The 9,198-nt window shown below is 61.9% G+C and carries 10 protein-coding genes; 3 read left to right on the top strand and 7 right to left on the bottom strand.

The genetic code is table 11. The features are described from left to right. Positions 1-26: 26 nt before the first annotated feature. Positions 27-734 (bottom strand): glutathione S-transferase N-terminal domain-containing protein, encoded by a 708-nt coding sequence (locus tag NZ453_RS09560; protein WP_263770322.1) that lies wholly within the window; start codon positions 732-734, stop codon positions 27-29. 112 nt (positions 735-846) lie between these two features. Here NZ453_RS09560 and ribA point away from each other — a divergent pair, with 112 nt between their 5' ends. Further along, positions 847-1,614: a GTP cyclohydrolase II gene (gene ribA / locus NZ453_RS09565; RefSeq protein WP_263770323.1), complete on the top strand. Its 768-nt coding sequence runs from the start codon at positions 847-849 to the stop codon at positions 1,612-1,614. A gap of 190 nt (positions 1,615-1,804) precedes the next feature. Further along, on the top strand, positions 1,805-2,995 hold the full coding sequence (locus NZ453_RS09570) for a GGDEF domain-containing protein (RefSeq protein ID WP_263770324.1): 1,191 nt from the start codon (positions 1,805-1,807) through the stop codon (positions 2,993-2,995). Between the two features lie 55 nt (positions 2,996-3,050). Here the strand turns inward: NZ453_RS09570 and NZ453_RS09575 are convergent, their stop codons facing one another. After that, positions 3,051-3,464, bottom strand: a complete 414-nt coding sequence (locus tag NZ453_RS09575) for a four-helix bundle copper-binding protein (RefSeq protein ID WP_263770325.1) — start codon at positions 3,462-3,464, stop codon at positions 3,051-3,053. 327 nt (positions 3,465-3,791) lie between these two features. Between NZ453_RS09575 and NZ453_RS09580 the strand changes: the two genes are divergently transcribed. After that, entirely contained in the window at positions 3,792-5,495 is a 1,704-nt protein-coding gene (locus NZ453_RS09580; RefSeq protein WP_263770326.1) for a cation:proton antiporter domain-containing protein, read from the top strand. A 167-nt stretch (positions 5,496-5,662) separates the two neighbouring features. Here the strand turns inward: NZ453_RS09580 and NZ453_RS09585 are convergent, their stop codons facing one another. From NZ453_RS09585 to modC, 5 genes are all read right to left on the bottom strand, one after another. Beyond that, entirely contained in the window at positions 5,663-6,355 is a 693-nt protein-coding gene (locus tag NZ453_RS09585) for a DUF799 domain-containing protein (RefSeq protein WP_263770327.1), read from the bottom strand. Between the two features lie 9 nt (positions 6,356-6,364). Further along, entirely contained in the window at positions 6,365-6,730 is a 366-nt protein-coding gene (locus tag NZ453_RS09590) for a DUF4810 domain-containing protein (protein ID WP_263770328.1), read from the bottom strand. A gap of 19 nt (positions 6,731-6,749) precedes the next feature. Next, positions 6,750-7,439 carry a CsgG/HfaB family protein gene (locus NZ453_RS09595; RefSeq protein WP_263770329.1) on the bottom strand — a complete coding sequence of 230 codons (690 nt, stop codon included), beginning with the start codon at positions 7,437-7,439 and terminating at the stop codon, positions 6,750-6,752. A 201-nt stretch (positions 7,440-7,640) separates the two neighbouring features. After that, positions 7,641-8,093, bottom strand: coding sequence for a GNAT family N-acetyltransferase (locus tag NZ453_RS09600; protein WP_263770330.1), 453 nt, complete (start codon positions 8,091-8,093; stop codon positions 7,641-7,643). 25 nt (positions 8,094-8,118) lie between these two features. Further along, positions 8,119-9,198, bottom strand: a complete 1,080-nt coding sequence (gene modC / locus NZ453_RS09605; protein ID WP_263770331.1) for a molybdenum ABC transporter ATP-binding protein — start codon at positions 9,196-9,198, stop codon at positions 8,119-8,121.

Raw genomic sequence — 9,198 nt, forward strand, 5'->3', positions numbered from 1 at the left:
AATACCGAAGAAAAGTCGGCAGATGCTCATCCGTTAGCTTTCGGAATCTCGAGGCCAGCGGCGACCGCTGGTCGGGCGAGGAAGGCGTCGAGGACGCGCTGGACGTTGCGGAATTCGGCGAAGCCTACCAGATCGCCCGCGCCGTAGAAGCCGACCAAGTTGCCGACCCACGGAAAGACGGCCATGTCGGCGATGGTGTACTCATCGCCCATGATCCAGTCGCGGCCTGCCAGGCGACCGTCGAGTACGCCAAGCAAGCGTCTTGATTCGGCCACGTAGCGGTCGCGCGGACGCTTGTCCTCGTATTCGCGGCCGCCGAACTTATGGAAGAAACCGAGCTGCCCGAACATGGGCCCGATGCCGCCCATCTGGAACATCAGCCATTGGATTGTCTCGTAGCGGGCGGCCGGGTCCGTGGGGAGAAACTGGCCGGTCTTTTCCGCGAGATAGATCAGGATGGCGCCCGACTCGAAGAGCGGCAGTGGCTTGGCTCCGGGTCCGTTGGGGTCGAGGATGGCCGGGATCTTATTGTTCGGGTTGAGCGACAGGAACTCCGGCGACATCTGGTCATTGCTTTGGAAGCTGACGAGATGGGCTTCGTAAGGCAGCCCCGTTTCCTCAAGCATGACCGAAACCTTGACGCCATTAGGCGTCGGCAATGAATACAGTTGCAGGCGGTCGGGGTACTGAGGAGGCCATTTCGTGATGATGCGATAGGCGGAAAGGTCGTTCATTGAGCGGTCCCTGAGGGTCGTAAAGGTCGTGAGACAGGTTTCAGCGGGCGTTGTTCGATCAAGCGAGGCGTACAATTGGACCGCTGATCCCGTTTCTTTCTGGAGTTCCCCCATGAGTGAAGGTCCCTGCCGCAAAACCCTGACGGACGTTTCGACGCTTGACGATCTCGTCGAGCGCGATCGCCATCATGACTGCGAGGGATTCGGCAAGCACCATGTCTGCGTCAGGGTGGAGGCGGTTGCCGATCTGCCGACGCGGTTCGGGCACTTCCGCATCGTCGCTTTCTGGAACAACCGCGATGCGAAGGAGCACATTGCGATCGTGCATGGCGATGTGCTGGGCAAGGAAAACGTCGTTACGCGCCTGCACTCCGAATGCCTCACCGGCGACGCCCTCGGCTCACTGCGCTGCGACTGTCGGGATCAGCTCGGTGCGGCGCTCACGCGCATCGCCCAAGAACCTTGCGGCGTGCTCCTCTATTTGCGCCAGGAAGGACGCGGTATCGGTCTTCTGAACAAGATTCGCGCCTACTCGCTGCAGGATCGCGGCCTCGATACCGTGGATGCGAACCTGGCGCTCGGGTTCCGCGACGACGAGCGCGATTACGCGGTGGCCGCGCACATGCTGGCGAGCCTGACCGTGCGTTCGGTGCGGCTCCTCACCAACAATCCGCACAAAGTGGCTGAACTGGAACGTCACGGCATCCGCGTCGTCGACCGCATTTCGCACGTCATTCCGGCGAACGAGCACAATCGTTTCTACCTCGAAACCAAGGCCAATCGCTCGGGGCATTTCATCGATTTTGAAGGCCATTCGCACGACACGGAGCAGGATGATCCGGCGGTGCGGGTTCCCGAAGGAAAGGACCCGGAAATCTAACTGGATTCCGGCACGGCTTCGCCGCTGCTGCGGCGTGATGGCGTCATGTCCGCAATGGTGGCACGTAGGTAGGCGAACTCAAGAAGAAGACCTCGGGATAGCGCCTGAGGTGACCTCTCAACGCTGGTGAGTTGGGGGAACGAGGATTGGAGCGGCTCAGTTGCCAATTCTTGGGGATAAGGGGAACTCCATGACGATACACATGCCGACGCTGCTGATCACGTTTCTCGTCGTCTGTGTGACGTTGATGTTCGCTGTCGCTTGCGTTGCCCGGCGGGACACCGATGACGGCTTGAGCGACTGGGCGTGGGGTTTGGCGCTGAATACGGTGGCGATCGTCCTCTGGGCGATGCGCGGACGAGCCCCCGATTTCCTTACGGTGGTCGTGGCCAATACGGCGCAGGCCGGGGCCTACACGCTATTTCTGACCGCATTGGCCCGGCTTCAGCGGTGGAGCGTTCCGCCGGGGGCTGTCTGGTTGCCTCTGTTGGCTGCCGCCGGTACGTCGCTGCTGCTCGAGTCGAACCTGCAGGCGCGTATCGTCGCCTGCGGGCTCGTGCTTGTCGCCCAGCAGGCGTTGATCCTCTATGCTTGTCTCCATCCAACGCACTCGGCCATCGGCCGGGGCCGGCACTTGCTGGCGCTCGCGTTCGGCATCCTGATTCTGGTCAGCCTGATGCGAGTTGCCGGGCTCATATCGGGCCTGGCCATCATTCGTGATATCACGCAAAACTCGGCCGTGCAGATCACGCTCCTCTATGCCATGCTCGTCGCGCTCATTCTCGGTTCCAGCGGTTTTGTGCTGATGGTGAAAGAGTATGCCGACGAGCAGGCCCGCTTGGCGGCAAAGAAGGATGCGCTGACCGGTGTATGGAATCGAACGCACCTCGAAGAGGTGGCGCAGCATGAAATCAACCGCCGGCAACGCTATGGTCATCCGGTGGCGCTGATCATGGCGGACATCGATCACTTCAAGCGCCTCAATGACACCTTCGGCCATGCCACCGGCGACCGAGTGTTGAAGCAGTTCTGCCTGGTCCTCGGCAACTGCGTCCGTTCGTCGGACGTCCTCGCGCGCTGGGGCGGAGAAGAATTCCTCCTGCTATTACCGAACAGTGATTTGGCCAGTGCGGCGCAACTCGCGGAGCGCGTACGCAGTGCACTTGCGGCCTGGTGCTTTCCCGAGGGATGCGCGGTATCCGCCAGTTTCGGCGTTACGGCCTGCCAGCAGAACGAGACTTGGGAACACTGGCTGCATCGATCCGACATGGCGCTATACCGGGCCAAGGCGGCGGGTCGCGATCGGGTCGAAACGGAAGCCCTAGAGAAAGGCCCGGGCGCTATGGGGGCGACTGCTGCCGGAGAAGGCGCGGCCGTCTAGCGCGGTCGTGTTGGCAGCGCCATTTTGAGCCTTCCCCAAGCGTCAAGGCGGAGGGTTACTGCCGAGTCGGGGTGATCGTCTGCGCCGCCTCGTGGCAAAGCCGTTCGCAATCCCTGCAAGCTTCCGCACATACGGCGCAGTGTTCGTGCTGCTGTGCATGGCTTTCGCATTCGTCGCCACAGGTCCGACAGGCGAGGGCGCACGCTTCGAGCATCGTGCGCAGCGTGAGTTCGTTGCTTCCGGTGCGGCGCGAAGCCAACGATCCGGCCGCCCGGCACGCGTCAGCGCAATCGAGGTTGAGGCGAATGCATTGGGTCAACTGCTGCACCATGTTTTCGCCGAGGCACGCGTCTGAACAGGCGATGCAGGCCTGTTCGCAATCGAAGCAAGCCTCGACGCAGTGGATGAGAACGTCGTTCGTGTTGCCGCGGACATGGGGATGGGTCTTGATCATTTGCTGTGCATGCATGGGTTTCTCCTTCGGAAATAGGGTGACAGGGGAGGCGTTTTAACCGCCGTACGGATCGCGGCAAGTCGGGGTCCCGGTACTTTTGTCTGCCACATCCGTTTTCTCCATGACCGAAGGCAGAACCGTGATGCGGTACTATCGGGGTGGGCGCCCAGGCCAGCACTGGCGACCGGCGCCATCACGCGCCATTTTGAGGCCCCGCAATCCGGTACCCGGTGGCCGGCAAGTTCTTCTCGCCGCCTCGGACTGGAACGTTTTTTTGAAAATCGTTTCTGTCAATTTGACTTCCCGACACTTGCCTTTACCACTCTGCCTGGAAAAACAAGAATGACTCACGATTTGCCGCTCGTTACGACAATCGCCGCCGCCTTCGGTCTCGCACTCGTGCTGGGTTTCGTGGCGGAACGGCTTCGCCTGCCGGCTCTCGTCGGCTATCTTTTCGCCGGCATCGTCATTGGACCGGCGACCCCTGGATTCGTCGCCGATATGAGCGTTGCTTCGCAACTCTCGGAGATCGGCGTCATGCTGCTGATGTTCGGCGTTGGGTTGCATTTCTCACTCGACGATCTGCTGGCCGTGAAACGCATTGCCGTGCCGGGGGCCGTCGTGCAGATGGCCCTGGCCACAGCGCTGGGGATCGCACTCGCTGTTTCGTGGGGCTGGCCTTTTGGCGCCGCGCTGATCTTCGGCCTTTCGCTCTCGTGCGCGAGCACGGTGGTGCTGATCAAGGCGCTCGAGTCGCGCGGCCGCTTGGAGTCGCCGAACGGGCAGATCGCTGTCGGCTGGCTTGTCGTAGAAGATCTGGCGACGGTACTCGTGCTGGTTTTGTTGCCGCCTTTGGCGGGGTTGCTCGGCGGCGCTCAACCTGCGAATCCCGATGCGCACTCGCTGTGGTGGGTGATCGGACAGACCTTGCTGCAGGTGGCTGCCTTCGTTGCCATCATGTTGATCGCCGGTCGGCGCGTGTTGCCATGGCTGTTATGGCGCGCGTCTCGGGCCGGATCGCGTGAGCTGTTCACGTTGTCCGTCGTCACGGCCGCGATTGGTGTCGCCTACGGCGCCGCGCACCTGTTCAATGTCTCGTTTGCCCTTGGCGCCTTTTTTGCGGGCATGATGCTGCGCGAATCGGAGTTCAGCCATCGCGCGGCGCAGGAATCGTTGCCGCTGCGTGATGCATTCTCCGTGCTGTTCTTCGTTGGGGTCGGCATGCTGTTTGACCCCGCCGTGGTCGTCGATCAGCCGTTGCGCGTGGCCGGGGTCGTTGCCATCGTCATTCTCGGCAAATCGCTTGCCGCGATGGCGCTGGTGCTCGCGTTTCGCTATCCCTTGAACAGTGCGCTTACGGTAGCGGCGAGCCTGGCGCAGATCGGCGAGTTCTCCTTCATTCTCGCGGGCCTCGGCGCTTCGCTCGGCCTTTTGCCGGACGAAGGAATGAGTCTGGTACTGGCGGCGGCGCTGATGTCGATTGCCCTCAATCCGCTAGTGTTCGCGCTGGTCGAGCCGTTCGGCCGCTGGGCGCTGAAGAATTCCGAGCTGGCGCGCCGCTTGGAGCGCCGCGGCGATCCCTACGCCGAACTCCCGATGAGCACCGAGCGCAAATACCTAACAGGGCAGATCGTCCTCGTCGGCTACGGACGGGTCGGTCGGCGTATCGCCGAGGGGTTGAGTGACCGCGGCCTGCCTTACATTGTCGCGGACCGCGATCGATCGAAGATCGAAGCTCTGCGCGCCCGCGGCATCCATTCGGTTTCCGGTGACGCCATCGAACCGTCGGTGCTCATCCAGGCGCATGTCGCCGAGGCGGCGCTGCTTATCATCGCCGTCCCGGATACATTTTCGGCGAGGCAGATGCTCCACATCGCCCGCACACTCAACCCGCGCATCGAAGTGGTCCTGCGTTGCGAGAACGACGAAGAATGTCGCTTGCTCAAGGAGGAGGGCTGTAACGCGGCCTTCTTCAGCGAACAGGAACTAGCGAAGGGAATGATGGGCTACGTCGCAGAGCGGTTTTCGTTGCCTGTGGAGCCATAGGCGATAACGAAAAGCGAATAAGCGGGGCGATCGGCCGGAATCGCCTGTGTACTCAGATGCACAAGAAACCAGAAGCCAGAAGTCGGCAGAACCGAGTGGCTATGCCGGCGCTAACGATATAACGGTGTGGCGCCGGCAAGACGGAGGCAGTTGCCCGGGAGGGCGCGTCAGGGGAGAGCGTTTCCGTCGGTTTGATACTTCGGCGAGCGCGGTCCGTACAGCAGGCCGTTCGGTCTTCCGGCAGCGAGCAATCGCTGCGCGGTCACACCGGCGATCGGGTGCGACTGGTTGACTGTCGTTTCAACGATCTGACTGACGACCGCCTGAATCAACATGCCAGCCAGTCCGCCGCTGGAATTGCGGCCTTCGGCGCTCGATGCCGTCGCAGAACCGGACCACAGTACCTGTTCGTTCCGCAAGTCGACGAGCTTCGCCGATGCCGTTACACGACTTTCGCTGGCAATGATGGTGTAGCTCGTTCCGTATTGTTTGATATCGATATACAACGCGGCATCGGCGCCGAAAATCTCGCGCAATTTTTGCGGCTTGACCTCATGCATTTCAGCAGGATGAGTCAAGCCGTTCTGGTGAAATGTCTCATCGACCAGGCTCACCGGAAAGACGTAGTACCCGGACTCCGCCAACGGTCGTGTCACCTGCGACAGCATGCTGTAGGTGGCTTCCACTTCCGGAGAGCTATTCACCGGCGGCAGAACCAGGATCGACGCCGGGCGGCTCTCCTTGAATGCCGTGTAGTCGTAGGGCTTCACTGTTGCACAGCCGGCGGTGATGGCGGCGGCAAGGAGAAGGGTGCAGGCAGGCCGGGCCAAGCGCCGCTCAAAAAACGTACGGAATGACATCCTGTCCTCTTATTGTGGTTGTTTGAACTTGCGCGTCAGGAAGTCCACGTAGGCGGTTGCTTCCGGATAGAGGGTCTTCTCGGCTTCGAAGTACTTGAGCATCTGATCCGCGTGCTCGCCCTGCGCATAAAGAATGCCGAGATGAGCGTTATAGCCTGGGGGAAGCATTTGGCCCTTGGCGCGCGCTTTTTCGATGCCGGCTTCGAGGGCCGAAATCTGTTCCTCTGGCGACTTGCCTTTCGTGAAGTGGCCGTATAGCTGCGGCTCGTAGTCTCCCCAGTAATAGAGCGGTTGGGAGGTGTTGGCGCAGCCGGTCAGGAGCAGCGCGGCGGCAAGCGAAAGAGCGGCCGGCCAGGGTGTCGAGAAATGCCTCATCTTCTGTCCCCGCCCCACGCTATCGTCCCGGTTGCCAGGCGCCGGATTCGATGGCTTCGACCAGCTTGTTCACTGCCTCGCGCATCGCGAGATCAAGAACCTTGCCGTTGAGCGTCGAATCGTAGCTGGCGGTTCCTCCAAAGCCGATGACTTCGCGGTTATCCAGGCTGTATTCGCCGGCTCCCTGGCTGGAGAAGACCACTTCCGACGTCTGTACGTTAACGATGTTCAGGCTGACCTTCGCGTAAGCGATCTGCGACTTGCCGCGCCCCAGGATGCCGAACAGTTGCCGATCCCCGACATCCTTACGTCCGAACTCGGTCACGTCGCCCGTCACGACGTGCGTGGCGCCCTTGATGTCCTGTGTCGCCTTGGCGAAAGTCGCCTCCTGCTTGATCTCCGGCAAATTGTCACGGTCCATGACGTTAAAGCGGCCGGTCTGCTGCAAATGCGTGATCAGAATTGTCTTCGCCTGGCTGCCGAGGCGGTCCACGCCGTCGGTAAAGATTCCGCGCATGAAGCTCGAACGGTTGTCGAACTTGCCAACCACGATCGGGGTTCGCGCTCCCGTGTAGGACGTGCCTGCCGAGGTGACTTTGGCCACGTCGAGCGTGCGCGACTGCTCCGTGGCGCAACCGCCCAGCAGGACCAGAGTGCACAAAGCCACAGGACCGAGCCAGTTTTTTGCAAGAGAACCACTTCTTTTCATGCTTATTCTCCGTTTCGCCGCAAATGAAGGCGGGCATTGTAACCGAGCGGAAAATATCCCGCCGTGATCCAGTTCGCTGAGGAGATAGACGGACAGACAAGGTGATCGGTTGACAAGCGCATGTGCGCCTTAGGCACGGTATCCCGCGAACCTTTCGTGGTTTCCTGTAGAGGGACCCCTTCGCGGCGTATTTCCCCGCTCTCAGGGGAGGTTCTTGCGCAAGACGCGCATCGCCGACTCGCCGAAACCCAACCGGCGATAGAACCCGAGTGCCGGGGCATTGTCCTTGTCGGCGAGCAGCGTTACTCGCGGACAACCATTGGCGGCGGCCCAGGCAAGAATGTGTTCGACGAGCCGACGTCCGAGGCCAAGGCCGCGATAGGCCGCGCTGACGATCACGTCTTCGAGCAGAACCACGCGTTTGCCTTCGGCGGTACTGACCGTATGGAGCGCGTTCGCCATGCCGGCGACCTTGCCGTCGGCGCGTAGTACGAACAACTGGCCGACGGCCGGGTTGTCGAGGATCAGACGTAAGCCGTCGAGCTGTTTGGCGCGCTCGGGTTTGAAGTCGCTCTCGAGCGTAAACAACTCGGCGAGCAGGTCCGCCATCGACTCGAGATCTTCGCGAGTTGCAAACTCCACTTGGGTTTTCATTGTTTTTGCCTATCCGCTGTCCGTGCTATCCGATGAGGGCCACGGCCTTGATCTGCGCCCATATCGGCAGGCCTGGCCGCAGACCGAGGTGCGCCGCCGAGCGCCGCGTGACGCGGGCAATCAACGGAGTTCCGGCGACGTCGAGCCGGACCAGTGCGAGGGCCGGATGTGCCTCGTCGGCTACGGCGACCACATGCGCCAACAACGCGTTGAGGATGCTGGAATCGTCCCCATGGGTGTGGGCCAGACTGACGTCGCGGGCGAGGATGCGCACGCGTGCGCGGTGACCGACCGCCATGCCCGTGTCGCGAACCCAAACGCTGCCGCCGGCGAACGAGGCGCGTACGAGATGCCACTGCTCGTCGCGTTCAGCGACGACGGCGTCGATGACCACGCCGGTGTCTTCTCCCAACCGGATCGGCAGGTCCAGCCGCGCCAGCGTTTCACCGAGCGGGCCGGAAGCGAGGGCGCGGCCGTCTTCCAGTACCACGAGGTGATCGGCGATACGGGCGACCTCGTCGGGAGCATGGCTGACGTAGAGCACCGGCACTTCGAGCTCGTCATGCAACCGTTCGAGGTACGGGAGGATTTCCTGCTTGCGATCGTGATCGAGCGCCGCCAGCGGTTCGTCCAAAAGCAGTAGACGGGGGCTGACGGCGAGGGCGCGCGCGATCGCGACGCGGCTCCTTTCGCCCCCGGATAGACGGTCGGGTTTGCGTTCGAGCAGATGGCCGATGCCGAGCAGGTCGATCGCGTGTTCGAGGCTCACGCCTTGACCGTTGGCGATGGTCTTCGCACGCCGCAAGCCATAACGTAGGTTGCCGAGTACCGAGAGATGCGGGAACAGGCTGGCTTCCTGGAACACGTAGCCGAGCGGGCGGCGATGCGGCGGTAACCAGGTGCGTTCGTCCTGCCACGTATCGCCGTTGATGCTCAACTTGCCGACGGGTGGCCGTTCCAGCCCCGCGATGCAGCGCAGCAGCGTCGTTTTGCCCGAACCGGAATGGCCGAACAGCACGGTCACGCCGCGTCCGGGCAGAGCAATATCGACATCCAGGCCAAAGCCGGGCCAGGCGAGCTGGAAGCGCGCTTGGATTCGGTTCAT

This window comes from Propionivibrio soli (assembly GCF_025770765.1).
GTDB classification, from domain to species: Bacteria; Pseudomonadota; Gammaproteobacteria; order Burkholderiales; family Rhodocyclaceae; genus Propionivibrio; species Propionivibrio soli.

Bases quoted from the DNA above. Each gene is read 5' to 3' on its own strand.
- NZ453_RS09570 (WP_263770324.1), top strand. From the start codon at position 1,805: ATGACGATACACATGCCGACGCTGCTGATCACGTTTCTCGTCGTCTGT.
- NZ453_RS09575 (WP_263770325.1), bottom strand. From the start codon at position 3,464: ATGCATGCACAGCAAATGATCAAGACCCATCCCCATGTCCGCGGCAAC.
- NZ453_RS09595 (WP_263770329.1), bottom strand. From the start codon at position 7,439: ATGAAAAGAAGTGGTTCTCTTGCAAAAAACTGGCTCGGTCCTGTGGCT.
- NZ453_RS09600 (WP_263770330.1), bottom strand. From the start codon at position 8,093: ATGAAAACCCAAGTGGAGTTTGCAACTCGCGAAGATCTCGAGTCGATG.
- NZ453_RS09590 (WP_263770328.1), bottom strand. From the start codon at position 6,730: ATGAGGCATTTCTCGACACCCTGGCCGGCCGCTCTTTCGCTTGCCGCC.
- NZ453_RS09560 (WP_263770322.1), bottom strand. From the start codon at position 734: ATGAACGACCTTTCCGCCTATCGCATCATCACGAAATGGCCTCCTCAG.
- ribA (WP_263770323.1), top strand. From the start codon at position 847: ATGAGTGAAGGTCCCTGCCGCAAAACCCTGACGGACGTTTCGACGCTT.
- modC (WP_263770331.1), bottom strand. From the start codon at position 9,198: ATGAACCGAATCCAAGCGCGCTTCCAGCTCGCCTGGCCCGGCTTTGGC.
- NZ453_RS09580 (WP_263770326.1), top strand. From the start codon at position 3,792: ATGACTCACGATTTGCCGCTCGTTACGACAATCGCCGCCGCCTTCGGT.
- NZ453_RS09585 (WP_263770327.1), bottom strand. From the start codon at position 6,355: ATGTCATTCCGTACGTTTTTTGAGCGGCGCTTGGCCCGGCCTGCCTGC.